Annotated in this window: 24 protein-coding genes; 8 read left to right on the top strand and 16 right to left on the bottom strand. The window is 70.4% G+C overall.

From position 1 onward, the window contains the following. Positions 1-165: 165 nt before the first annotated feature. From ACQP2H_RS30490 to ACQP2H_RS30445, 10 genes are all read right to left on the bottom strand, one after another. Positions 166-723: a GAF domain-containing protein gene (locus tag ACQP2H_RS30490; RefSeq protein ID WP_433229986.1), complete on the bottom strand. Its 558-nt coding sequence runs from the start codon at positions 721-723 to the stop codon at positions 166-168. Then, on the bottom strand, positions 720-1,328 hold the full coding sequence (locus ACQP2H_RS30485; protein ID WP_433229983.1) for a GTP-binding protein: 609 nt from the start codon (positions 1,326-1,328) through the stop codon (positions 720-722). Before ACQP2H_RS30485 ends, ACQP2H_RS30490 begins: the two co-directional genes overlap by 4 nt. Then, positions 1,303-1,674 (bottom strand): DUF742 domain-containing protein, encoded by a 372-nt coding sequence (locus ACQP2H_RS30480; protein ID WP_433229980.1) that lies wholly within the window; start codon positions 1,672-1,674, stop codon positions 1,303-1,305. The genes ACQP2H_RS30485 and ACQP2H_RS30480 overlap by 26 nt, the downstream gene beginning before the upstream one ends. After that, positions 1,674-2,099 (bottom strand): roadblock/LC7 domain-containing protein, encoded by a 426-nt coding sequence (locus ACQP2H_RS30475; RefSeq protein WP_433229977.1) that lies wholly within the window; start codon positions 2,097-2,099, stop codon positions 1,674-1,676. The genes ACQP2H_RS30480 and ACQP2H_RS30475 overlap by 1 nt, the downstream gene beginning before the upstream one ends. A 14-nt stretch (positions 2,100-2,113) precedes the next feature. Continuing rightward, entirely contained in the window at positions 2,114-3,184 is a 1,071-nt protein-coding gene (locus ACQP2H_RS30470) for an ATP-binding protein (protein WP_433229975.1), read from the bottom strand. A gap of 1,536 nt (positions 3,185-4,720) precedes the next feature. Further along, positions 4,721-5,458, bottom strand: coding sequence for a hypothetical protein (locus ACQP2H_RS30465; RefSeq protein ID WP_433229972.1), 738 nt, complete (start codon positions 5,456-5,458; stop codon positions 4,721-4,723). Between the two features lie 14 nt (positions 5,459-5,472). Further along, entirely contained in the window at positions 5,473-6,126 is a 654-nt protein-coding gene (locus tag ACQP2H_RS30460) for an RNA polymerase sigma factor (RefSeq protein ID WP_433229970.1), read from the bottom strand. Beyond that, on the bottom strand, positions 6,119-6,358 hold the full coding sequence (locus tag ACQP2H_RS30455) for a hypothetical protein (RefSeq protein ID WP_433229967.1): 240 nt from the start codon (positions 6,356-6,358) through the stop codon (positions 6,119-6,121). Before ACQP2H_RS30455 ends, ACQP2H_RS30460 begins: the two co-directional genes overlap by 8 nt. Before the next feature lie 425 nt (positions 6,359-6,783). After that, the gene (locus tag ACQP2H_RS30450) at positions 6,784-8,250 is read right to left on the bottom strand and encodes a tyrosine-type recombinase/integrase (protein WP_433229964.1); all 1,467 of its coding nucleotides are present in this window, start codon (positions 8,248-8,250) and stop codon (positions 6,784-6,786) included. Between the two features lie 91 nt (positions 8,251-8,341). Beyond that, on the bottom strand, positions 8,342-8,602 hold the full coding sequence (locus ACQP2H_RS30445) for a helix-turn-helix domain-containing protein (protein ID WP_433229962.1): 261 nt from the start codon (positions 8,600-8,602) through the stop codon (positions 8,342-8,344). A 181-nt stretch (positions 8,603-8,783) separates the two neighbouring features. On the opposite strand from ACQP2H_RS30445, the gene ACQP2H_RS30440 reads away from it, so the two are divergent. Both ACQP2H_RS30440 and ACQP2H_RS30435 read left to right on the top strand, forming a co-directional pair. Then, positions 8,784-8,945 (top strand): hypothetical protein, encoded by a 162-nt coding sequence (locus ACQP2H_RS30440; RefSeq protein ID WP_433229960.1) that lies wholly within the window; start codon positions 8,784-8,786, stop codon positions 8,943-8,945. Positions 8,946-9,061: 116 nt separating this feature from the next. Then, positions 9,062-9,469, top strand: a complete 408-nt coding sequence (locus ACQP2H_RS30435; RefSeq protein ID WP_433229957.1) for a hypothetical protein — start codon at positions 9,062-9,064, stop codon at positions 9,467-9,469. A gap of 175 nt (positions 9,470-9,644) precedes the next feature. Here the strand turns inward: ACQP2H_RS30435 and ACQP2H_RS30430 are convergent, their stop codons facing one another. After that, the gene (locus ACQP2H_RS30430) at positions 9,645-13,490 is read right to left on the bottom strand and encodes an AAA family ATPase (RefSeq protein WP_433229954.1); all 3,846 of its coding nucleotides are present in this window, start codon (positions 13,488-13,490) and stop codon (positions 9,645-9,647) included. A 217-nt stretch (positions 13,491-13,707) separates the two neighbouring features. Here ACQP2H_RS30430 and ACQP2H_RS30425 point away from each other — a divergent pair, with 217 nt between their 5' ends. Further along, positions 13,708-14,022, top strand: coding sequence for a hypothetical protein (locus ACQP2H_RS30425; RefSeq protein WP_433229951.1), 315 nt, complete (start codon positions 13,708-13,710; stop codon positions 14,020-14,022). Positions 14,023-14,089: 67 nt separating this feature from the next. Further along, positions 14,090-14,572: a DUF2690 domain-containing protein gene (locus ACQP2H_RS30420; RefSeq protein ID WP_433229948.1), complete on the top strand. Its 483-nt coding sequence runs from the start codon at positions 14,090-14,092 to the stop codon at positions 14,570-14,572. A 107-nt stretch (positions 14,573-14,679) separates the two neighbouring features. Here ACQP2H_RS30420 and ACQP2H_RS30415 read toward each other — a convergent pair whose 3' ends face one another. From ACQP2H_RS30415 to ACQP2H_RS30395, 5 genes are read right to left on the bottom strand one after another with little or no spacing between them, the layout of a single operon-like run. Next, positions 14,680-15,603 (bottom strand): hypothetical protein, encoded by a 924-nt coding sequence (locus ACQP2H_RS30415; RefSeq protein ID WP_433229946.1) that lies wholly within the window; start codon positions 15,601-15,603, stop codon positions 14,680-14,682. Beyond that, complete coding sequence (locus ACQP2H_RS30410; protein WP_433229943.1) at positions 15,581-16,138, bottom strand: DNA cytosine methyltransferase; 558 nt, start codon at positions 16,136-16,138, stop codon at positions 15,581-15,583. Before ACQP2H_RS30410 ends, ACQP2H_RS30415 begins: the two co-directional genes overlap by 23 nt. Continuing rightward, on the bottom strand, positions 16,135-17,001 hold the full coding sequence (locus ACQP2H_RS30405) for a hypothetical protein (protein WP_433229941.1): 867 nt from the start codon (positions 16,999-17,001) through the stop codon (positions 16,135-16,137). The genes ACQP2H_RS30410 and ACQP2H_RS30405 overlap by 4 nt, the downstream gene beginning before the upstream one ends. Beyond that, entirely contained in the window at positions 16,998-17,990 is a 993-nt protein-coding gene (locus tag ACQP2H_RS30400; protein ID WP_433229938.1) for a TRM11 family SAM-dependent methyltransferase, read from the bottom strand. Before ACQP2H_RS30400 ends, ACQP2H_RS30405 begins: the two co-directional genes overlap by 4 nt. Beyond that, positions 17,974-18,909, bottom strand: coding sequence for a hypothetical protein (locus tag ACQP2H_RS30395; RefSeq protein WP_433229936.1), 936 nt, complete (start codon positions 18,907-18,909; stop codon positions 17,974-17,976). Before ACQP2H_RS30395 ends, ACQP2H_RS30400 begins: the two co-directional genes overlap by 17 nt. 311 nt (positions 18,910-19,220) lie before the next feature. Here ACQP2H_RS30395 and ACQP2H_RS30390 point away from each other — a divergent pair, with 311 nt between their 5' ends. The 4 genes from ACQP2H_RS30390 to ACQP2H_RS30375 all read left to right on the top strand — a co-directional run bounded on the left by ACQP2H_RS30390 (position 19,221) and on the right by ACQP2H_RS30375 (position 23,804). Next, entirely contained in the window at positions 19,221-19,940 is a 720-nt protein-coding gene (locus ACQP2H_RS30390; RefSeq protein ID WP_363817512.1) for a TnsA-like heteromeric transposase endonuclease subunit, read from the top strand. A gap of 65 nt (positions 19,941-20,005) precedes the next feature. After that, positions 20,006-22,009 carry an integrase gene (locus ACQP2H_RS30385; protein ID WP_363817515.1) on the top strand — a complete coding sequence of 668 codons (2,004 nt, stop codon included), beginning with the start codon at positions 20,006-20,008 and terminating at the stop codon, positions 22,007-22,009. Continuing rightward, complete coding sequence (locus ACQP2H_RS30380) at positions 22,003-23,037, top strand: ATP-binding protein (RefSeq protein ID WP_363817518.1); 1,035 nt, start codon at positions 22,003-22,005, stop codon at positions 23,035-23,037. The genes ACQP2H_RS30385 and ACQP2H_RS30380 overlap by 7 nt, the downstream gene beginning before the upstream one ends. Beyond that, a complete protein-coding gene (locus ACQP2H_RS30375) occupies positions 23,034-23,804 on the top strand; it encodes a TniQ family protein (protein WP_433229932.1) in 771 nt (256 codons plus the stop codon). Before ACQP2H_RS30380 ends, ACQP2H_RS30375 begins: the two co-directional genes overlap by 4 nt. The last annotated feature ends 34 nt before the right edge of the window (positions 23,805-23,838 follow it).

Below are 23,838 nucleotides of genomic sequence, written 5' to 3'. Positions count from 1 at the left end.
GCTCTCCTCGGGAGTCGCCGCGGTGTCCATCGGTGGTATCGCGGGGCGGGTGGTGGGATGCCGGCCCGGCTGTCGCTGGGAGGAGGTTCGCCCGACGCGGGGCGGCGAGGTCCACCCGGCGGCCGCGGGTGGGCCGGGGCCTGACCGGGAGGGGTCCTCGGCCGGTCATCTGCCGGGTTGCCGCTGCTGGATGCGGGCGGCGAGGTCGGCCGCCCAGGTCTTGATGGTGGTGAGGCCTTCCTGGCCCCAGCTGCGGGGTTCGGGGCCGACGACACAGACGGTGCCCAGGGTGACGCCGGTGGCGTCGATCAGGGGGGCGCCCATGTAGGTGCGGATGCCGAGCTGGTCGACGACGGGGTTGCCGGCGAACCGTGGGTAGGCGCAGACATCGTCGAGGACCAGCGCGCGTCGCCGGTGGACGACGTGGGGGCAGAATCCCTGGTCCCGGGGCATCCACCGGCCCGGCTCCCGGGTGCTGGCCGGTGTCGTCACGCCTGGTGGGGTGGTGCTGCCGGTGTAGAGGCCGGCGAAGAACTGGCCGCCGTCGTCGAGGAAGTTGACCATCGCCCAGGGCGTGCCGGTGATGTCGGCGAGGTGGCGGGCGAAGTCGTCGAACTCCCGTTCCGGCCGGCCGAGGCCGAGCGCGCGTAGGCGTTGGAGTCGTTGTGGCGCCTGCGGGTCGGGTGGGGTGAGGGGTGCGGGTACGAAACCGTCGTGGGTCATGTCGGGCTGCCTGCCGGGGTGAGGTGAGGGCTGGTGGATGTCGGGGTGAGCAGGGCGCGTACCAACGTCACCAGGACGGCGGTCGCGGACCGGGGGTGGCGGGCGTCGCATGTCACGACCGGCACCTCGGGTCGTAGGCCCAGGGCGGCGCGCACCTCTGCGGGGTCGTGGCGGTAGGCGCCGTCGAACTCGTTGACGGCGATCAGGAACCGGGTGCGGCGGGATTCGAAGAAGTCCACGGCGGCGAAGCAGTCCGGCAGGCGGCGGGTGTCGACCAGGACCACCGCGCCGAGCGCGCCGTGGCACAGCTCGTCCCACAGGAACCAGAACCGGTCCTGTCCAGGTGTGCCGAACAGGTACAGCACGGTGTCGGGGTCGATGGTGATGCGGCCGAAGTCCAGGGCCACCGTGGTGGTCGTCTTCGTCTGCACCCCGGTGAGATCGTCGGTGCCGACGCTGGCGGCGGTGATCACCTCCTCGGTGTACAGCGGCGGGATCTCGCTGGTGGCGGTGATGAAGGTGGTCTTCCCGGCCCCGAACCCACCCGCGATGAGGATCTTGAACGCGTGCGGGGTGCGGTCAGAGTCGCTGTTGCAGGCCGGCAAGGAGCCTCTCCAGGATCGATCGGTCGGTCGGGTCGGCGACCGGGTGGGGTGGGCGGGTGCGGACCGCGCCGACGGCCACCAGGTCCGACAGCACCACCTTCGTGACCGCCGCCGGCAGCCTCATCCGGGCGGCGATCTCCGCGACGGTGGTCGCCGCGCCGCACAGCCGCAGCGCCACGTCGTGGTCCGGTTCCAGCCGGGCCCGGGGGCGTACGCCGGTGGCGACGACCCACGACAGCAGGTCCATCGCCGTGGTGGGTCGGGTCCGTCCCGCGCTGACGGTGTAGGGGCGCACCAGGCGTCCCGCCGCGTCGTCGATCCACGTCTCCTGATGCGCGCCGGACATCACGGGGCGGCGGGGGCGGGGATGCCGACGTCGCGGACGGGTGTCGCGAGGTACGGGCGGACGCTCTTGACCATCTGGGACATCTCGTAGCCGAGGACACCGGCGTCGGCCTGCCGGTCGGCCAGCACCGCCAGCACGGCACCGTCGCCGGCGGCGGTGACGAACAGCAGTGTCTCGTCGAGTTCGGCCACGACCTGCCGTACGCCGCCGCCCGCGTCGAACCGCTCCCCCACGCTGCGGGCCAGGGAGAACAGCCCGGAGGCGATCGCCGCCAAGTGGTCCGCGGCGTCATCGGCGAGGCCGTGGGCGGCCCGGGGCAGCCCGTCGGAGGACAGCAGCAGGGCGCTGCGGGTGTGCGGCACCCGTTCCACCAGGCCGGCCAGCAGCCAGGCCAGTTCCGGGGATGACGGCTTCGTGGTGGTCACAGACAGGCTCCTTGTCACACAGGTCGGTGGTTGACGCCCGCACCCGCCGCGGGTGCTCCGGAGGAGGCGGCGCCGCGCAGGAAGTCGGCCATCAGGGTCGGGTTGTGGGTGCCCGACGGTTGGTTCGCCGACGTCGGGCGGGCCTGCCGCAGCGGGGCCGCCAGATGTGCCTGGCGGGTGCGGCGAGGCAGCACGGGCCGTGCCCCGCCGGCCTGCCCGGGGGTGCCGTCGCGGATCGGTGGTGACACGTCGCGGTGCCGGCTGGGTGTCCCCGCCGGTGGCGGTGCCGTCGGAGGGTGCCGCGGACCGGTCGGCGCGGTGGGGACCCCTGTCGACGGGGGAAACCCGGCGCCGGGTGGTGGTTCGCCCCGTGCGGGTGCGCGGGCCGTGTCCACGGCCGGTGGTGGGGTGGTCTGCCGGTCGCCGAGCAGGGCCGTCGGGAGGATCACCACCGCCTGCGTCCCGCCGTACACGTTGTTCTGGATCTTGGTGGTGATGCCGTGCCGGCGGGCCAGCGCCGCAACCACCCACGTCCCGATACGGCCGTCGCGGAGCAGGTCGCCGACCTCCACCCGGTGGGGATCGGCCAGCAGGGTGTTCACCCGGTCCTGCTCCAGGTGTGTCATGCCCAGGCCGCGGTCGTCGACCTCGACCGCGACGCCGACGGCTACCCGCCGGGCGCGTACCGTCACCTCGGTGTGCGGGGGCGCGAACGTGGTCGCGTTCTCAATCAGCTCGGCCAGCAGGTGCACCACGTCGGCGCCGGCGTGACCGCGCAGGGTTCCCTCGACCGGCGGCACCACCCGCACCCGCGCGTACTGCTCCACCTCCGCGATGGCCGAGCGCAGCACCTCCACCAGCGGCAGCGGCCGGCTCCACTGCCGCCGTGGCACCGCCCCGCCGACCACGGCGAGGTTCTCCGCGTACCGGCGAATGCGCGTGGCGAGGTGGTCCACCTGGAACAGGCCCCTGAGCAGGTCAGGGTCCTCGACCTGCGCCTCTAGGACGTCCAGCAGCTGAATCTCGCGGTGCACGAGGCCCTGCAACCGGCGGGCCAGGCCGACGTACACCTCCTGCTGTCCCACAGGCGGCTGGCCGCCGGCAGGTGAGGCATCCGCCTTGGTGCCGACGTGCGCCCGGGCGAGTCGATGAACACACACGGCCGCACTGGCGGTGACCACCATGCTGGCTACTGCCGCGCCCGCCAGCGCCAGACTGGCTGCCGCCGGAACAGGCCCCGGTGACAGAGCGAGCGCCCATGTCGCCGTCCCCAGGCCGATCGCCGCCACCCCGGCGGCCAGGGCCACACACACCCGCACCAGGCGAGCGGGCAGACCAGCCCCGGGCGGGCCTCCGGCCGACGCGTCGAGTCGCACTCTGCCTCCGTGAGTCATGGATGGGGTGTGTCAGCGGTTCCACCGCCGGTGGGGACCCGGTCGGCTTCGGCAGTCACCCTCCAGGCCGGACCTGATAGGCCGTAGCATGGTGGTGGGCGATACCGCCGAGTCAGTCTCGGTCGGCGAATGGGTGTCGACCACTGTCGACGTGAGGAGTCAACGCTGGTGCCGGCGCGCGCCGGGCCGTGCGGGAACAGCGACTACGCCTCCCATCCCGCCCTTCCACCACTGCGGCAGCCCAACGTAGTCTTGGTGGGTACTGCGGATCGGGATCGTTGACCAAAGGGACGGTGGGGCGTACGGGCCGTGTCGGATATCAGCGTCGAGGCTGTTCGACACCACCAGATGCCGGATTACTGGATGAGAGAGCTCCGTGAGGCAGGAGAGGCTCTTCGACGTCTCCTGCGAGCGATCCGGCGCTGGGGATCCATGAAAGAACAGCTGGTCATCGGCACCCACGCCAGCTCCTGCTACTTCCGCACGTCGATTGACGACGGCGAGCGCACGGCGCTGGCGCAGATCACGGAGCGGTGCAACCTGCACTGAGCACGCTACGGGCCGCGTTCCGTGCTCACGACACCGCACCAGGAAAAACTGTCTGATAGCGGCTATCCCTCGACCGTGAATCCGACCGGGTGCCGTGGACCATCGACACTCCCAGCGGCAGCATGGGTGCAGGGCGACCTCCAAGGCGGAATTCGCCAGTAGGGCGAGGTCTGGGTCCGTGGCTGGCTGACACCCGGCTGGTGGCACGCCAACAGCCCGAAACCCCAGCAGCGTCAGGTGGTGCGCCCACGGCCGCGACCGCGCGGAGTGTCGATCGCGGTGCCCAGCAGCGGAATCACGGACGTAGCCGTGAACCTGCCCAGCGCCTCGTCGATCGCTACCCAGTCGTCAGGTCCCATACCTTCGCCATGGTCGGACTGGCCGCCGTGGCCGTCGTTTTCGGGAAGCACGGCGTCAATCGTCTTGTGGACGGACCTCGTTTCTCGACCTTATCCATCGACGGCGATGCGGCGGTGAAATGCTCGGTAAGCGGGCAGCCGGAGCTAAATGAAGGTGCATCACTTACGAGAGAAAACTCCTGACTGCAGCCAGTTGAGTATTGGCGGGCGCCGGAACTCGCTCGCTCTGCCGCAGCGGCCACCGCGCGGGACGGCACCGACGTGTCCGCCACCAGGTAGCGCTGCCCGGCCGGGTGGCGTGCCCCACCCGGCCGGGCGGTCAGAGTAGGGATCCCACGGTGTCGTCCGAAGGATCGAACAACCGCTTGATCTCCGGCCCGAGGTCATTCACCTTGGTCGCCAGGGTAGTCAGCTCGGTCCGCCGGGGACTATCAAGGCTCTCGTGCCTTACACTCCAGCTCCCTACCCCCTCATATAGGTCCAAGATGGCGAGCAGGTTCCGACGCACGACCCTCAGTGCATCGTCAAGCCCCACATCCCTGCGCTCGAGCTTCTCGGCTAGCCGCCGCAGCTGGAGAGCCCAGCGTGCAGCGTCGATGAACTGAGGGTCCAGGTCCATCAGCTCCTCGCCTAACGGGTCCGAGGGGTCCACCGCCTCGTCGAGATCCAGACGCAACCCCTCTATGGTCACAATGACCTCGTCCGCCAACCTCCGCATCCGTTCGAACGTGTTCAGATGCCACTGGATTTCCTCGTCGCTCGCGCCAAGCGCCTCGAGAATGGCCGCAGGGTGCGGGATCGTTGCTCTAAATAGGCCGATTCTCAGTTCTGGGAGGCACAGATCCGCCTTCGCTTCAAGCACCTCTACCAAGCCCGCCGCTACGTCGAACCCAGCCGCCTGCTCATCCACAAAGCGGTGGTACGTGTCTTCTAGCAAGATCTCCCGCAGGCCCGCCTCGACACCCCAGCTCGCCTCGACCTGGCGCTGAATTTCGTCCAGCTCGGCTCGGGCAGCCAGCGCTAGGTCGTCGAAGGGGTCGGTCCTCTGGTCGTTCATCTCGGCCCCCCCGTTCACTTCTCGTCCTCGTTATGACCCTGGAGCAGTTCGCTGAGCTTCTTCCTGGCCTTGTAGAGGTTGCTGCGGACCGCCTCCGGGCTCATGTTCAGCTGCTCGGCGATCTCACCCGGGCTGTGCCCCTCGAAGTACCAGGCGAGCATCTGTCTCTGGCGCGGTCCCAGCTTCTGCAGTGCCACACGGATGACCTGCTTGGTGTCCGCTGCGGCGAGCTCGCACCCGCTTGCTGCGTGTTGGACGTGCTCGGCCGGGTCCTCTACTGGGAATGTGTCTAGCTCAGCGACGCGTTTCGCGTACGTCCTGGAGGCGGTCTTCCTGGCCCACGCCTGCGGATCAAGGATGGTGTTCCACCGCCGGTACGCCGTGAGCATCGTCTCTTGGACTACGTCCTTCGCGTCTGCCTCCGGCGCCCCCTGCCAGATGAGCCACGCGATCAGGCGGGCGGCGAAGGTGTGGTAGAAGGCGCTGAACTCTTCAGTGACGCGCTCGCGGTTTAGCTGGTTGAACCGGTAGGCCTTCGCCTGGAGGGCATGGCCCACGTCGCCAGCCAGGCACTCGACTGCCGCGCGCCGAACCTCCATCTCGGCGTCCGCCATCTCGGCGAGGCTCTGCAGCGGCGGCTGCGGCTTGTCCCTGATGCGGTCATCCACGGTGGCCGCCGGCGGATGTGTGGGCGGAGAGCGTCAACGTGATGGACGAGCCGTCGGCGCGCTGGTCGCGGAGCCTGGCGCCGCTGGGCAGCGCTTCGGCGATCGCGATGAGCGACTCACCGCGGGTCCTCTCCTGGTTGACGCGCCACCGGGCGCGGATCCACAGCGTCACCAGCCCCGTGAGGCTGGTGACCACGGCGGCCGCGAGTCCGCCCCAGCTGAGTAGGTCCACTGAACCCTCGCTCTTCTCGTCGGGCCGCGCCGGTGCGCGGTCGCTGGTAGGTAGAGGGCAAAACCGGGGTCAGCGTGAACCGCCGATCCCAAGATCTTCTGGCCAGCGCCGCCGACGACGTGGTTTGCGTGAGCCGATCAACCGTACGTTCCTCGAGCTGGTCGAGATCGAGGAGCGTGGTGCTCAAGCGGCGAACCTCTGCCGGCGGCTGATCCACCCGCGCAGGGCTGGTCGACACCCGCCGTCCAGCGCCGCGCGTTACAGCGTCGCGGGGCCCAACCCCAGCACATCGGCACCTCGTACGGCCAGCTCGGTGCCGACTGGCCGATGTAGGCCGCCGCCGCGTCTGCGGTCGACCTAACCACGGCGTGGAAGAACCGCATGCATTCGGTCGCTTCGCTGAGTAGCACATTCGACGCCGGCCGCTACGCGGCGTCTGCCCGGTTCTGTCGAGGGACGAGCCTGATCGTGGCCTGCGCGGTCGTCCTCTTCAGTTCCGCGAGCACGGAGGTGTAGATGTCGGCGGTCATCTTGTAGGACGAGTGACCGAGGGTGTCCTGGATTTCCTTGATACTGGCCCCGGCGGCGAGCATCAGGGTCGCGGCGATGTGCCTGAGGTCGTGGAACCGCACAGGTGGCAGGCCGCTGCGTTGGACGAGCCGGTCGAAGCGGCCGGTGACGGTTTCCGGGTGCCAGGGTCGGCCGTCGCGCTGCCGGACGAAGAAGATGCCGCTGTCGGCCCAGGCGTCGCCGGCTGCGAGCTTCCATGCCGCTCTGCGGGCGAGGTACCGGCGCAGGCTGGTGACGGTCTCGTCGGCGAGGTCGACGACCCGGTCGCCCGCTGCCGACTTCACTTCCTTCTCGATCACCTGGTAGCCGACGCTGGTGCGTTGGCCGGTGATGGTGATCGCGGCGGCTTGCAGGTCGACGTCGTAGTCGTGCAGGCCGCACAGTTCACCCCTGCGCGGGCCGCGGTGGATCGCCACGTCGAACAGGGCGTACAGCTCGGGGTCCTCGGCCTCGGCGAAGTCGAGGAACCGGCCGGCCTGGGCGGGGGTCCAGACCATGACCGGGCTGGGGCGTAGCCGGGTGTGGTGCCACCGGTTGACCGCCGCGTCGGTCCACAGCCGGGGTCTCGGCGGTCTGCCGGATGCCAGCTCGACGGACTCGGCGGGATTGTGGTCGACCAGTTTGTGGTGGTACAGCCGGCGGGCGTCGTTGAGGGCCTTGCGCAGGGTCGCGAGGATCCGTTGCTGGCTGGCGGCACCGACCGTGCGGATTCCCTTGACGGCGTCGCGGATCTCCTTCACGGGGCTGGCTTTCGCTGCGCGGATCTCGTCGTTGCGGGCTTCGATCGTGGCGAAGACCGACTCGATGTGCGCGGCGGTCAGTTCCTGCAGGGCGACCTGACCCAGGCGGGGGGTCCAGTACCTGGTGATGTGGTCGTGGTAGCTGCGTCGGGTCGCGGGCGCGAGCCTGACCCGGTTGGTGATCCATTCGGCGAGGTACTCACCGAGGGTGAGCCGGGTGTCGGCGGGCACGTCGGCGCGGATGCGGCGGGCGACGTGGTCGCGGTCGGGCAGCGGCTGCTGGGGCTTGTACGCCTGCAGCAGGTCGGCGATGCGCCGACGCTGGATCTCGTCGCGGCCGGCGAGGTCGAGCAGTGCGCGGGCGTGGTCGCGTTCGGCGGCGGCGGCGTCGCGGGTGTCGAATCCGGTGCGGCGCATCTGGCGTCGGCCGTTGTCGGCGTCGAGGGGGAGTTCGAGTTGGTAGCGCCAGGTGCCGTGGTGGGGGTTCCAGCCGTTGCCGCGTCGGAGTTTGGGGCACTGGGCGCCCAGGCGTCTGCCGTTGTGTCGGCAACCGCAGCGTTTGGTGATGGATCCGTCTGCCATGTCGAGTTCGCTCCTCGCCGACGCCCGCTGGCGGGCATCGGATTGTCGGGTGTCTGTTGCCTGGTGATCACCGCTCGTTTCGGCCGGGTGATCAAGTCGCGGGTGGAGGCGGGGGGTCGCTGGGGACGCCGAGGGCGGCCAGGATCGCGGCGACGGAGACCCGGTAGCGGGATCCGACCCGCAACACCGGCACCGGCAGCCGGTCGCGGCGCGCCAGCTCGTAGGCGCTGCTGCGGGACATGCCGAAGATCTCACCGACGGTCGCGACGTCAGTGACCGCCCCGAGCGCCCGGATGCGCTCGACGGTCCATACGAGGGAGTGCTCCGCAGGAGTGCCAGCCGTGCTGTCCATGGGGATTGGTCCTCTTCTGGTTAAGGGGAGGGCCCGCCATCGCGGTGGGATGCTGGCGGTACATGGGTCTGCGTGACGTCGGCCTTCAAGGCCTGGTTGTGGTCTTGAAGGCCGACGTTGTTGTGGTGGGGTGGGTGGCGGGTGTCGATTCGGCCGTGGTCGCTGGGGAGGTCCCGGCGGGATGGTGCAGGTGGCGCAGGCCGTGTTTCCGAAGGGGCGCCTGGCGACTCGGGTGCGGGACGAGTGGGAGGTGCTGTTCACCGATGCGGAGTTCGCGGACCTGTTCCCGGTGCGGGAAGGCCTGCGTGGCGAACCTGGTGACATGTTCGACCGGACGGCCTGATCGGTCTGCTGCCTGTCACAGGCGCGCGACGGCCGGCCGGTCTGATGGGGAACTGTGTGGTGGGCCGGATGCCTGCGGCTGTGTGGGTTGCCTCGTCTCAGGGGGAGACTCGTGGGGTGAGCTCAGTTGTTCCCCGCATGGTCAAGGCGGTCGACACGTCGGAGTTGATCCGGCTCGACGCGGAGGCGATCGAGTGCGGGCTGAACCGCAATCACGGTGTCGGATGGCTGATGGAGTTCGCCGATCCCGAGGCGGTGCACTATCTGCGGCCGGTGCTGGTCCACCGGGCCCCGCACCGACCTCAATTCTCGCCGCACTGGCGGTGCATGCTGTTGCTGACGATGCGAGACGGCCAGCAGATCTTCTCCCTGCTGGATGTCCTGCCCACCTCGTTCGAGAACCTGCCAGAGACACTGGACGCGGCCACAGAGACCGAAGTCACCCGCCGGCTGGAGTGTGGGGGCCTGCCGACACAGGCGCAGTGGGCCGACCCCGAAACCTGGCCGGGTACTGGTAGGCGATGACGTGTCGATGGGCCGCTGATCTTCACGGGTGATCTCTGCGGCGCTGGGCGCCCCCGGTGCTCGATGGCGGCGACGCCGAGGTCGTCGGCCTTGGCTGACATCGAGGCGGCAACCTCCACCACTGTCGGGAGCCGAGTGGGCTTGTCCCGCAACGTTGGGTGAGGAGTGGTGAGCACTACTGGTCGGGACAAGGCGGTTGGTAGGGCAGGCCGGGGACGTAGGTCGCCCATTCGGTCGGGGTAATGGCGTTGCCGACTGTGGCGCAGAGCTGTTCGGGGATCAGATTCAGGTTGGTGTTCCAGAGCCAGACGGTGTTGCCGGTGCCTCCGCCGCTAAGTGTGTGGCCGTCGCGGTGGTAGGAGACGGTGTAGACGCCTCCCCCGGGGGCGGGCAGCATCGCGAGCACGGCGGGCCGGTTGCGGTCCTTGAGGTCCCATAGCCAGGTTCCGGCGTTGGTGACGGCAGCGGCTAGGACGGTCCCCTCCGTATTGAAGGCCAGCGTGTACACGTAGTTGGTGGGCCCGGTCAGGGGTGCGCCGACCGGTGCGGGCCGTTGGGGGTGGCTGATGTCGTACAGGCTGATGGAGCTGTCGGCGCTGCCTATCGCCAGGGTTCGGTGGTCGGGGCTGAACGCGACGGTGTAGACGTAGTGGCCTGCGGTCAGTGGCTCACCGAGTGGAACTGGCGCGTCGGGTCGGCTGGTGTCCCAGAGGCGCACCGTCTGGTCGATGCTTCCGGCGGCGAGCAGGCTGCCGTCGTGGTTGAAGGCGACGCTCGATACGTAGTTGTTGAAGCCGCGCAGCGTGGCCAGAGGTGTCGGCGTCGTCGGGTGGGTGATGTCCCAGAGGCGGATGGTGTGGTCACGGCTGCCGGTGGCGAGGATTCGTCCGTCCGGGCTGATGGCGACGGTTTCCACGAGTTGGTCGTGCGCCTGGAGGGCGGGACCGTGACGTGCGGGTCGGGTCGATTCGGAGACGTCCCACAGCTGGACGGTGCCGGAGCGGGCAGAGACGGCCAAGGTGTGGTTGTCGGGGGTGAAGGCGAGTGCGCCGGAGAAGCCGTCGGGGTTGGACAGGGCGGGGCCGACGGGTGTGGGTCGGTCGGAGTGTTCGACGTTCCACAGTTGTGTGGAGGTGCTGCCGACGGCGAGGGTCCTGCCGTCGGGGCTGAACAGGGTCGCGCTGACCACGCCGGGTGTGGCGAGCGCTGGGCCGGGTAGTGGCCAGAGTCGGGCCGTGCCGTCGTTGGAGCTGGTGACCAGGGCGCTGCCGTCTGGGCTGAACTGCACGGCGGTCACCGGTGCCGGGTGTGGCAGTGTGGCGGTGATCCGCTGGGTGGCCAGATCGTGGATCTGGACGCCGATGGCCGGGTCGGAGCTGCCGACGGCGAGCAGGTTGCTGTCTGGGTGGAATGCGACGGCGTTGACGAAGCTCTTCGGCCCGGTCAGCGGGGGTCCGAGGCGTGTCGGACGTGCGGGTTGGCTGATGTTCCAGAGGTGGGTGGTGAAGTCCCTGCTGCCGGCGGCCAGTGTTCGCCCGTCGGGGCTGAAGGTGACCTGGCCGACCTCGGTGGAGGGCCCGGCGGGCTGGCTGAGCCGTTTGGGTCGTTGCGGGCGGGTGACGTCCCAGAGGCGGATTGTTCCGTCGATGTCGCCGATGGCCAGGATGTGGCCGGAGGGGTGGAAGGTCAGCGATTTCGCGCCGGAGGGCGAGGGCAGGCCGACGCCGATCGGGGTGGAGTGGGTGCGGTCGGTGGTGTCGTACAGGCGGGTTGTCCCGTCGGCGCTGGCCGCGGCCAGCAGTCGCCCGTCCGGCCGGTAGGCCACCGAGTAGACGGTGTTCGCGGCGTCAGCCAGTGGTGGTAACCGGACTGGGCTGGTCGGGGTGGTGACGTCCCAGCGGTGCAGCCGGTGGTCGCCGCTGCCCACGGCGAGGGTGTGGCCGTCCGGGCTGAAGGTGACCGAGTAGCCGGGGCCGGTGGGGCCGGTGAGTGGGTCGCCCAGTGGCGTGGGTCGCGGACCGCTGGCCACGTCCCAGAGCCGAATGGTGGTGTCGACGGCTGCGGCGAGCAGTCGCCCGTCCGGGCTGAACGCGACGGCGTACATGGTCTGGCTCTTGCCGGTGAGCATCCTGACCGCTGGTTGGGTCGCCGATGAGCTGATCAGGCTCGACCGGGCCTCGGTGGTCGGCGCGATCCGGTGGGCGACCAGCGCCAGTTGCCGGGACAGGGAGACGTCCTTGTCGCGCAGCTGGTCGGCGCGGGCCGCGACCAGCCGGGAGCGGGCCTCGTCCCGCTGGTGGGCGACTTCTTGTTGCAGGGCCACCGCCTCGCCGGTGCGACGTACCGCGATCATGCCGGTGAGCGTGCTGAGAAGTGTGAGGACTGTCAGTGCCGCGACGGTCTGGTAGAGCCTGCGGAGCCGGCGGCGGGCGTGCCGGGTGCTGGCTCGCACAAACCGCGCCGGTAGCGCCGGTGGCGCCGGATGCCCGGCCAACCACTGTTGGCCCGCGACCAGCCGGCTGCCGCGCAGCAGCAGGGCCGGATCTCGACTCTCGGTGAGCCAGACCTCGGCCGCGTCGGTGACCTGCTGGCCGATAAGCAGGCCGGCTCGATCGGTGGTGAGCCAGCCGCGCAGGTGGGGCCAGGCGTTGAGCAACGCCTCGTGGCTGATCTCGACGGTGTCATCATCGACGGTGAGTAGCCGCCTGTCGACGAATCGGTCGATCACCTCGTCGATGTCTTCGCTCGTGGTGCCGGTGGGGGTGCCCTGCAGGAGGTAGGTGCGGCGGAGCCGTCGGCGGGTGTTGGCGGTGCCCTGGCCGAGATGCACGAGGCGGAGGAACAGTGCCCGGGTCAGCTCCTGGTGGCGTGGGTGGAGGTTGGTGTAGACGGCGTTGGCGGTCGCGGCGACCGCGCCGTCGATGCCGCCTGTGGCGCGGTACCGTTCGGTGGTGAGCCGGCCTCCGCCGGACTCCCAGGTCGCCAGCAGGGCGTGCGACAACAGCGGCAGCGCACCGGGATCGTGGGCCGCCACCAGATCCCCGGAGCGGGGTGCGATCTCCTTCAGCAGCAGGTCGACGAGGCCGTCCTCGACGTCGACGCCGGCTTTGCGGGCCGGTTCGGTGATCGCCCTACGCAGCTCGGCGGCGGCCATCGGCCCGACGGTGAACTGGTGTTCCTGGGCCACCACGGCCAGGCTCGGGATGCGGAGCAGATCGGCGTAGAAGTCGGCCCGCAGCCCCAGGACGACGACGGTGCCCGGCCGCGCGGTCACGGTCGTCTGTGCCATCGCGGTGGGCGGCTCGGTGAGCCGCTGCGTCGCGGTGACGAGAGCCGCCACGAAGGCGCCCGACTCCGTGGGGTCGACCTCCGGTGCGAACACCTCCTCGAACTGGTCCACCACGATCACCGGGGCGGTCGCGGCGTCCTGGCCGGCGAGGCGTTCCTGCCACGCCCGCAACGGACGTGTCCCGGGCGTCAGGACGGTGGCGTCGATCGATGAGGCGTCGTTGTTGTGCTCGCGGATCGCCGCGAGCAGCCCGGCTCGGAGCAGGGACGACTTCCCGATCCCGGAGGCTCCGGTGACCAGCAGGATGCCACCGCCGGCCTGCCGCAGGGAGCGCACCCGCTCGACGAGCCGGGCGGTCAACTGCTCCCGGCCGAAGAACCAGCCGGCGTGGTCGGTGTCGAACCGGTTCAATCCGCGGTACGGCTCCTCGCTGGCGCGCGACGTCCGGGTCCGGCGTACCCGCCGTAGTACGGCCAACCATCGCGAGACGTCTTCGTCGGTAGCCGCGCAGGCGCGGAGCACTTGTGCGAAGAGGGCGTGGGAGGAGGGCTGGGGCAGGCCACGTCCGGCGAACCAGTCGCTGATCGTCCCGTGCCGTCGCGACTGCCGGGGGATGGCGGCCACGACATCGCGTACCGAGAGGCCGGCCCGCTCCCGCAGGTGGGTCAGCTCCCGGGCGAAGTCCTGGCGGGTACGGATCTGGTCAGCAACGGGCGGGGACGGTTCGGACACCGGGACCTCCCTGCTCAAGCACGTGGCCGGTCCGCCACAGACTCCGGCGGTCGGCGCCACACCAGAGCTGAGCAGGGCGTACGGCCTCGTACGGAATCCCACCCGAGGCTTCCCCGCCCTGGTGCGGCGGGCCAATTCTGGTGTCTGACCAACGGTTGTCCGGCTGAGGAGACGGGATCCGGACACGCGAATTCCCGACTTGGAAGGAGTCCCCGAGATGAGAGCACGCATCGTCCGAGGCGCTGTGGCGGCGGCACTGAGTACCGCCGCAGTGGCCACCACCGTCGTCCTGTCCGCCGCTCCGGCCGTCGCCTACCCCAGCAACTGCGGCTCGGCCCTGCGGTCCGACGGGGTGGTGTCCGCCTGGTGCGCCACCGGCACCGGCAGCGTCAGCGCCGTGGCCGGCTGCGAGTGGTTCGGCTGGTGGACCACCGCTCAAGGCCCCTGGGTCAACGTTGCCACCGGGTCGTCCCACGTCAGTTGCCCTTGGCCGTACTCCCCCCGATGGACCGGGTTCTACCTCCGGGACTGACCACGGGGGTGACCCACCAACCGAGCGGCAAGCATCCACAACCAGATATTCGGCAAGGGAGAAGACCATGCGGACACTGAATGTCGCGACGATCCTGGCAATCACCGTCGGGTTGGTACTGGGCACCGCCGGACCCACCCAGGCCGCGCCGCCCGGCAGCGGCTACGACTACACCGACCCGGCACAGACCGGCTGTTCCGCCACCGGGATCACGATCTGGTCCAAGGAGCTGCGCCACCCGGCCACCGGAACGGTCAACGGTGTCATGGAGCTGCGCTACTCCACCGCCTGCGAGACCAACTGGGTGCGGGTGAACAACTACATCCCGGGGGCAGCCGCCCGCAAGATCATCACCCGGCCGCGGGTGCACGCACCGGCGGGCGGATCACTGGAGTACGCCACGGACAGCACCATCGATGTCTACTACGGCTGGAGCTACGGGCTGCAGTTCTACGCCCCGTCCTGGGTCTGCGTGGATGTCGGTGCCGTGCTCACCCTCGACAACGTCGTGATCGGATCCAACGGACAGGCGCTCGACCGGGTCTGCTGAACGGCATCTCAGGAAGACCAGACGTGGGGGCGGGGCGGCAGCCGCCCCCACGTCCGTCCTGTCCACGCCGCACGTAACCGGACCGAACCGGTGATGCTTGTAGTCGGTCAGGTATTCGGATGGCCGGTCGTGCACGCTGGCATCGTCCACCGGTTGGGGCACAGCAGCAGCCGCAACGCTGCGGCTGCCTGTTGCGGGACGACGCCGTTGCCGAGGACCCGCAGCGCGCCGGTGCGCGGCAACGCGAGCACCGGGTCGGTGACCCAGTGCTGGTCGAGGCCCATGAGCCATTCCACGAACGGCGGTGCCAGGACCGGTCTGCCGTGCCGCCCGGGTTGGGTCGGCTCCGGCACAGGTCGACCCAGGAGCAGCTCCCACCGGGCTACCGCCTCGGCGTAGACGCCCCACCGGTCGGCGTCGGGATGGCCCAGTCCGGCGACGGTGGTGCGCAGGTCCGCGCCGCCGTCGCCGTGCCGGCCGGGTCCCCGCGCGTCGGAGGCGCGCGGGGTGGGCAGGGTCCGGGCCGGTACCCGCACCGCTGCCGAGGGCAGGGTGAGGTCCCCGTGCGACCCGCGTTGCCTCGGGCAGCCCTTGGTGCCGTCGGTGGCCTTCGGGGTGGGCAGCAGCACCTGCGACAGCGGTGGCCGCCATCCGGCTCCGGCGCGCCGGCCGGGGGTGCCGGTGTCGCTGGCGCGCGGGGTGGGCAGCAGCGGCGGAGTCGTCGGCTTCCCGCCGCGCTGCGGCCGGTAGCCGCGGACCGCCGATTCCAGGGTCGGTCGCCAGGTGTCACGGTGGGTGCCGCTCATGTAGCCGGTGCCGCCTCCCGCGGTTGGTATAGGCAGCAACTGTCCGGCGATACCGGCGAGGCTGGGCCGGCGGGTCGCCCCGGCCGAGGGGGACTTGTTCGACCCGTACGCCCCTGCGGTCGGTGTCGGCAGCAGGTGGTGGCGGGTGCCGGTCGGCTCGACCAGGTCCGGTAGCCCGTACTGGTGGCCGGGTCCTTTGCCGTCACGGGCGCAGGGTGTCGGCAACGTTCGTACCCTCTTCTCCTCCCAGTTGGTGGGTGGGGGTGGCCAGCAGGAACAGCCTGTCCCGTTGGTGGGCGGCGCCGATGTCGGATGCGCGTAGGCATAGCCAGCTCGTGTCGTACCCGATCGTGGCCAGATCACGGTGGACGACGTCGAGTCCTCTTCGTAGGAGGGCGGCGACGTTCTCCACGAACAGCAGCTGTGGTCGTAGGACGCGAACGGCTGTGGCGACGTGGTTCCAGACGTTGGAGTGTTCTCCGGTGATGCCGGCGCGTTTGCCGGCGTTGCTGATGTCCTGGCAGGGGAATCCGGCGGTGAGGATGTCGACGGGCGTGACCTGGGTCCAGTCGACGGAGGCGATGTCGCCGAGGTTCGGGATGCCGGGCCAGTGGTGGGCCAGGACGGTGGCGGCGTGTCGGTCGGTTTCGGCGTACCAGGCGGGCTGGCCGCCGAGCACCAGCTCGACGGCCAGGTCGAGGCCTCCGTAGCCGGTGCAGACCGAACCGACCCGTGGTACGGCGGTGGGTTCACCGTTCACGCCACCTCCCCACGCCCCGCGGCGGCGGGTGCCGTCGCGTCGTGCGGGCAGGCCCACGGCCCACAGCCGGGCGCGTCCGCTGGCCGAGGGCGTGGACGTAGCACCACCTTGTCGAGCGGCATCCGGGCTCGGTGGAGGAAGAACTGCCCGCGTAGTGGGTGCCCGTCGGCGTTGGCCTTCGCGGAGCCGTGGCGGATCGCCCGGTCGAAGGCGACCGCGTCGGCCCACTCCGCAGGGCTGTTCGCCCGCAGGTCGGCCCAGAAGCCGTCGTCGTGGAACGGGCATCCCACGCACGACGACTTCGGGGTGTCCCCGAGGTCCTGCTCGGCCAGGTATCGGAGACAGTCGGTCCGTCGCCAGCCCAGGTCGAGCAACAGGAAGACGTTGCGCATGTAGCTGACGTCCGAGTCGCGGGCCCGGCCGATCTCGTCCAGGCTGATTCCGATCGCCATCCGCGCCCGCAGCCCGGCTGGCACCCGTGTCGGGTGTGGGTAGCCGAGCCGGCGCCGCACCTCGGCCTTGATGGGTTTGATCTTGTATTCGGAGGTGCATTGCCGTCGGGCCATGCCCCGTTCACCGTTCGGCCCGAGCGTGAACAGGGGCATGGACGCGAAGCGGTGCTCCGGGTCGAGGGCGTCGGCCCGGATGTCTCCGGTGCTGACGCGTGCGACCTCGATGCCGGCGGTATGGGCGATGCTGGTCAGGCGGTCGAGATGGCGGTAGACCGCGGCCGGTTCCCATCCGGTGTCGGCGAAGATCGCCGCGTCGAATCCGGGGATCGTGCCCTGGGCGGCGAGCAGCAGCAGCGTGGTGCTCTGCACGCCCGCGCCCAGCGACAGGTAGCGGTGGGTGGGTGCGCTCACGCGACCACCCCCGTGCTGTCCTGCGGTGATCGCTTGGTGAAGATCAGGACGTCTTCGTGCGCGATGAGGTGCATCGGCATCCCGGCGGCCCTGGCCTTGCGGACCTGTTGGAGTTGGAAGAACGAGGGTCGAGCGACGAGGTGGTCGTCGCGGACGGCGGCGAGGAGTGCGACGCACCGTTCGGTCGGTGCGAGGCTGGCGCGGATGCCGGCGGCGATGACGGCGCTGGGCAGATCGACAAGCTCTCCCTGCTTGCGCCAGGGCCGGGCGGTGACCACGACGATGCCCCCGGGGCGCAGGAGGGTGGCGCAGCCGGCCAGGATCTGGGCGAATCCGTCGGTGAGGCCGGTCAGGTCGCGGTAGGCGAGGTTGCCCTTGTCCTCGCCGTCGTTGTACCGGTCGTCGTACTTGACGACTCCGTCCGCGCCGGGGCGGACGAGGCCGTGGACCGTGGGCCCGTACGGGGGTGAGGTGACCACGAGGGCCACCTGCCCGGTGAGGGCTTTCGGGACGAGGGACATCAGTCGGGTCGCGTCGCCGCGGATGACCGATGCGCGTCCGGTGGCGCCGTGGTCGTGGGCGTGGCGGATGTTGGCGTCGGCGATGTTCGACCACTGCGGCTCGTACTCGATGCCGAAGGCGTCGCGGCCGGCGTGGACGGCCTCGACCAGGGTGGTGCCGATGCCGCACATCGGGTCTAGGACCAGGTCCCCGGGCTCGGTGTAGGCGGTGATGGCGTGGGCGGCGATCGCCGGGAGCATCCTGGCGGGATGCTTGACCGACTCCGGCACGTACCGGCCGCGTCGTTGGACGGGTCCGGTGGACTGTGCGGTGGCCCAGACGGACAGGCCGTCGGGGTTGGCGCGGTGGCGGCCGTCGTACTCGCGGTGCCGCCCCTGGTAGGCCCGGCGGGTGGCGGGGCTGGAGGTGTCCGGCTCGTGCGGGTCGGGACGCCCCGTGGCGGTGGTGGGCTCAGGCACGGCGCTCACCCCTGTCGCGGTCGCGACGCCGCCGCGCCGCGGCCACCGGCGTGGGCTGCCGTGGGGTGAAGACCAGCAGGTCGGCATGCACCCGCAGGTGCGCGACCTGCCACTGCTCGGGGTTGGCGTGGGCGAGGGTGAGCAGTTCCTCGTCGGTGACGAGGTGGTAGAGGAACTGGTCGCCGTCGGTGTCGGCCTCGACGGCGACGATGTGCTGCAGGTAGCCCAGGCCGACCCGGGACGCGGCGGCGACGAGGGGGCCGAAATCCTCGGGGGTGGGCTGCGTGCCGGTGGGCACGCCGACGACGAGGACGAGGCAGCCGCCGGGGCGCAGCAGCCGCGCGCAGGCGGCGAGGAGCCAGGCGAGCCGGACCCGGGCGGTCGTGTCCGTCTCGTGCAGCGGCCAGGACGCGACCACCAGGCTGGTGGTCGCGTCCAAGGGGCCGTCGCCGGCCGGCTTGGCGACGTCGGTGTCGGCGCCGGGAAGGTCGGGGTCGGTGAGGTCGTCGCCGAACCACTCGACCAGCTCGGGTGCGTCGTCGTCTCCGCCGTCGTCCTGCAGGCCCGGGGGAAGCGGGTTGGTGTCGGGGCCCGCCGGCAGGGTCGTGGTGGCCGGGCCGATGAGCAGGCCGGAGCTGGTGTCGGTGAACCAGGCGCGGTGGTGCCGGCGGTGGCCCTTCGCGCAGGTCGCGGTCAGGGCGTGGTCGCGGGTGAGGTCGACGACCGCCTCCCCGGGCCGGCTGTAGGCGGCGACGAGGCGGTAGGTCAGACGCGCGGGCAGGCTGGTGTGGTGCTCGGCGTCGGTGCGGGCCGTGCGCCAGACCGTGATCGGCACCGGCGGGTCGCCGGCGATCAGGTCGATGAGTGTGGGGTCGGCCGGGTCGATGTGGTCGGCCGGGGTGTGCTGGTGCGGCGTGTGCTCGCTCATGTGCTGTCGGCTCCGCGCCGCGCCGTGAAGCGCTGACACCCCCAAACCGGGGTTTGTGAGCCCCGGCGAACACTCGCCGCGCTCACCGCCGCTCACAGACGTCGCACCGCGTGGCAGCCCGTCCCTGTCCTTTCTCAGTTGACCTGCTCGTTTCTCAATGTTTCTGCTCCGATGGGCAGGTTTTCTCAGTCAAGGTGCTCTGGCTTCCTGTGAGCGGGTGACCGCCAGGGGGTTTCTCACAGGGCTGCGGCTCGTTTGTCAGGTTCGTGAGATTCTCTTCGGATTCCGTCACCGCTGCGCGCGTCATCGATGTGGCCGACTTCAGGGTCGAGTTCGTCGGTGAGGGCGGTGAGCTGCGCTGTGAGCCGTTGACGCGCTGTGGTGGGGTGCGGTTCGAGGACGTCGCGCCGGCGCGGTCGTTCGCGATGTTCAAGGGTCAGCGGAACTTCCCGGGCCGGTGGTGGTCGTCGACTGTTGTCGGGCATGTGGGCTACGAGTCGTGGCTGGAACGTGATCATGTGATGCTGCTGGACTTCGATCCGGCGGTGGTGGGGATCGCCTCGCAGCCGTTCTGGTTGTCCTGGCCGGCGGGAGACGGGGTGCGCCGTCATCTGCCGGACTACTTCGCCCGCGTCGACGACGGCACCGGGCTGGTGATTGATGTGCGCCCCGACGGGCGGATCAAGGCTCGTGACGCGGAGGCGTTCGCGGTGACGGCTGCGGCCTGCTCCGCGGTGGGGTGGCGGTTCCGCAGGGTTGGTGCCGTGGAGTCGGTGTTCGCGGCGAACGTGCGCTGGTTGTCGCGGTATCGGCATCCGCGGTGCGGCCGGCGTGAGGACGTCACCGCCCGGCTGGTGGAGGTGTTCGACCAGCCCACGCCGTTGTTCGAGGGCGCCGCGCGGGCCGGTGATCGGCTGTTGGTGCTGCCGGTGCTGTTTCACCTGCTCTGGCGGCAGGTGCTGGCGGCGGATCTGGCTGGTGCGTTGGTGGGCCCGGCGACGGTGGTGCACGTGGCGAGACCGCCGTGGTGAGCGGGCGGCGGCTGCCCCGGCTGCGTGCGGGGGATCGGGTGCGGTCCGCAGGTGTCGTGCGGACGGTGGTGGGTTGGTCCGGGACGTTGGTGCTGCTGACCGACGAGGCCGGACAGACCGAGGAGGTCCGGTTGGCGCATCTGCTGTCGGAGCCGGACTTCTCGGTGCTCGGGCAGCGCAGCGTCGCCGCGCCGATGAACGCGGCGACGTTGGATCGTCTGCCGCAGGACGTGGCGGAGCAGGCGTTGTGGTGGGAACGGCACGTGTTGGAGGTCATCCACGGTCTGGCGCCGGACGCGCCTGCCGGTGCGGTGGCCCGGCCCGGTTTCGACCCGGCGGTCACGACGGTGACCAGCCGGGAGAAGGCCAAGGCCGCCGAACTGCGGGAGGCCGGGCATGCCGTGAGCGTGGCGACGGTGAAGCGGCAGCGGCAGCGTTACGAGGCCGGCGGGGTCGCGGCGCTGGTCGATCAGCGGATGTTGCGGCAGCCGTCGCGGTTCGGCCGTGTGGATGAGCGGGTTGTGGAGGCGGTGCGGGCGGCGGTCGCCGAGGCCACCGACGACTCGACCCGCACGGGTGGTTTTGTGTTGTGGCGGGCGCGGCAGATCCTGGATGAGCGCCATCACGGCCTGGTGGCGATGCCGTCGCAGGCGACGTCGTATCGGCTGCTGGACAAGCTGACCGTCGGCCTGCACACGACGGGCTCGGCTCGCACCCGCCGCTCGGTGGCGGCAGCGCCGGCGGCGCCGTTTCACCGGCCTCGGGTGTTCGCCCCGGGTGAGCTGATGGAGATGGACTCCACACCGCTGGACGTGCTGGTCCTGCTCGATGACGGCACGCCGGGGCGGGTGGAGCTGACCGGGGTGATCGACGTCGCGACCAGGACGGTGACCGCGGCGGTGCTGCGCCCGAGCACGAAATCGGTCGACGCCAGCATCCTGCTGGCCCGGACCCTGACACCGGAGCCGATGCGGCCGGGCTGGACGCAGGCCTTGGCGATGTCGAGGTCGGTGTTGCCGCACCGGCGGCTGGCCGGCATCGACGAGCGACTCGAACACGCCGCCGCCCGGCCGGTTATCGTCCCGGAGACGATCGTGGTCGACCAGGGCAGCGTGTTCCTGTCACGCAACTTCCGCTCGTCCTGCGCCTTCCTGGGGATCAACTTCCAGCCCACCCACCCCGGTTCGCCGGCGGAGAAACCGCACGTCGAGAAGCTGATGTCGGCGGTCGGAACGCTGTTCGCCCAGTTCGTGTCCGGCTACGCCGGTTCCAACACCGAACGGCGGGGCCGCCGGCTGGAGGCCAAGGCGCTGTGGTCGATGCTGGAACTGCAGGATCTGCTCGACGAGTGGATCGTCGCGGCCTGGCAGAACCGGCCCCACGACGGCCTACGCGATCCGGCGACGCCGGGACGCACGTTCACCCCGAACGAGAAGTACGCCGCGTTGGTCGAGTCGACCGGCTACCTGCCGGTCGCGTTGTCCGGCGAGGACTACATCGCCCTGCTGCCGACCTGCTGGAAGGCGATCAACGCCTACGGCATCAAGCACCGGCACCGCACCTACGACGCCGAACAACTCAACCCGCTGCGCCGTCAGCCCTCGGGCAACACGACCCACAACAACCTGTGGCAGGTCCACCACGACCCCTACGACGTCTCCCGGATCTGGATACGCGACCCGGGCACCGGCGGCTGGATCACCGTGTTCTGGACCCACCTGCGCCGCGACGGGCTGCCGTTCGGGGAACTGGCCTGGGATCACGTCCGCGCGAAGCTGCCCGACGCGACCGAAACCGAAATCGCCGAGGCGGTGCAGGCGCTGCTGCGACGCGCCAACTGCGGCCCCGAGGCGGCGTCGTCGACGTCCAAGCGGGACCGGCGAGTCCGCGCCCGCACCCGCTCCACCACCCAACCCACCTGGCCACGCCCCGCACCGGAGGCCACCCCGGAGCCCGAGACCGGCCCCACCCACACCGACACACCCGACGACGACACCGGGCAAGCACTGGCCGAGGTCATCCCGCTGGGCGTGTTCGACCCCTACCTGGAGGCAACCAAACGATGGTGACTGCGGCCCACGCCCCCGCCGCCCCGCCGACCCAACCCGACACCGACGCCGAACACCTGCAGCTGACCACGCTGCGGGGATGGCGACGGTTCGTGCAGACCGCCCCGCACGTCCCCGACCTGCTCGACCATGACCAACTGGCCACGCTCACCGCCAGCCAGCGGCTGGCCTACGACGAGGCCCGGCTCACCCACCACGCCCAGCTCGTGGTCATCGCCACCGCCACCATCCGCCGGGTAATCCTTGAAGGCCGCCGGTTGACCTACCTCAACCGGCGCGCGGAAACCGGACGCTGCGGGCTGATCGTCTCCGGCCCCGCCCGCACCGGCAAGACCACCGCGATCATCCAAATGGCCAAGACCCTCGAGGTCATCCACCGGCAACGCCACCCCCACAACGGCGGGGACATCCCGGTCGTCTACATCACCGCCCCACCGGCGGCCACCGGCCGGATGATCGCCGTCGAGTTCGCCCGGTTCCTCGGCATCCCGCTGCTGCGCAGATCCAACATCACCGAGGTCATGGAAGCCGTCTGCGGCGTCTGCCTCGACGCCCGCACCAACCTCATCGTCGTCGACGAGATCCACAACATCAGCCTGACCACCCGCAACGGCGCCGAGGTCTCCGACACCCTCAAGTACTTCGCCGAACGCATCCCCGCCACGTTCGTCTACGCCGGCATCAACGTCGAACGCAACGGCCTGCTCACCGGCACCCGAGGCGAGCAGATCGCCGGCCGCTTCGGCATGGTTCCCACCGGCGCGTTCCCCCTCGGACCCGACTGGACCGCCCTGGTCAGCGCCGTCGAGACCAGCCTGCGGCTGCACCACCACACCCCCGGCACCCTGGCCGACCTCGACCGCTACCTGCACCACCGCACCGCCGGCATGATCGGCAGCCTCCTACGGCTGATCCGCAGCGCCGCCATCCAAGCCGTCATCGACACCACCGAAGCCATCACCCGCGCCAGCCTCGACAGCATCGCCGTCGACATCGCCGCCGAGACCACCCGCAGGACCCGACGATGACCAACCCCGACACCAGCAGCGATGTCCTGGCCGACCGGCCGCAGCCACTGCCGGTCATACCCCGCCCACACCGCGGCGAGACCCTGAACTCCTACGTCCGCCGCCTCGCCCACGCCAACCACCTACGACCCAGCTACCTACGCCGCTACCTCTGCGCCCCACCCGGCCACCAAGGATCAGTACGCGCCGCACGCCTGGCCGTGCTCACCAACCGCACCGTCGACGCCCTGACCCGCCACTTCACCGCCCTGCAAACCGAGCCCCGCCCCCACCGCCTGCACCCCGAACCCGAGCTGCCCATACCACGCCAGCCCGGACCCGACAGCCCTCCGCGCCGGCCGCGCAGCATCGCCAACCTGATCAAACGACGCGGCCAGCAAGGCGCCCGCGAACTTCTCGACGCCATCCGCCACGAAGCGAAGATCAACCCGTCGATGCGCGCCATCACCCGCAAGTTCAGGGTCCGGGCCGACACCGTCCTGCTCACCCTCACCACCGACCCGAACCCGATGGCCTTCAGGCGAGCACCACCCCGAGGCAACCGCGTCTACGACCCCTACGCCCACATCATCGACGACCTCCTCGCCCAGAAACCGCCCCTCTCCCGCTGGGCGATCTGGGAACGCCTCGTCGACGAACACGACGCCGAACTGTCCTACGGCTCCGTCTGCCACTACATCACCGGCAAGATCCGCAACCAAGGCATCCCCCGGAAAAGAAGCGTGAAAGACCCAGCCGACAACGGGAACACGGGACGGATCGACTGAGAAGACCGACAATCAGCCACCGGCTGACCCCATC

The organism is Micromonospora sp. CA-248260 (genome assembly GCF_050942205.1).
GTDB lineage: Bacteria > Actinomycetota > Actinomycetes > Mycobacteriales > Micromonosporaceae > Micromonospora > Micromonospora antibiotica.
This window is presented reverse-complemented; position numbering and strand designations above follow the sequence as displayed.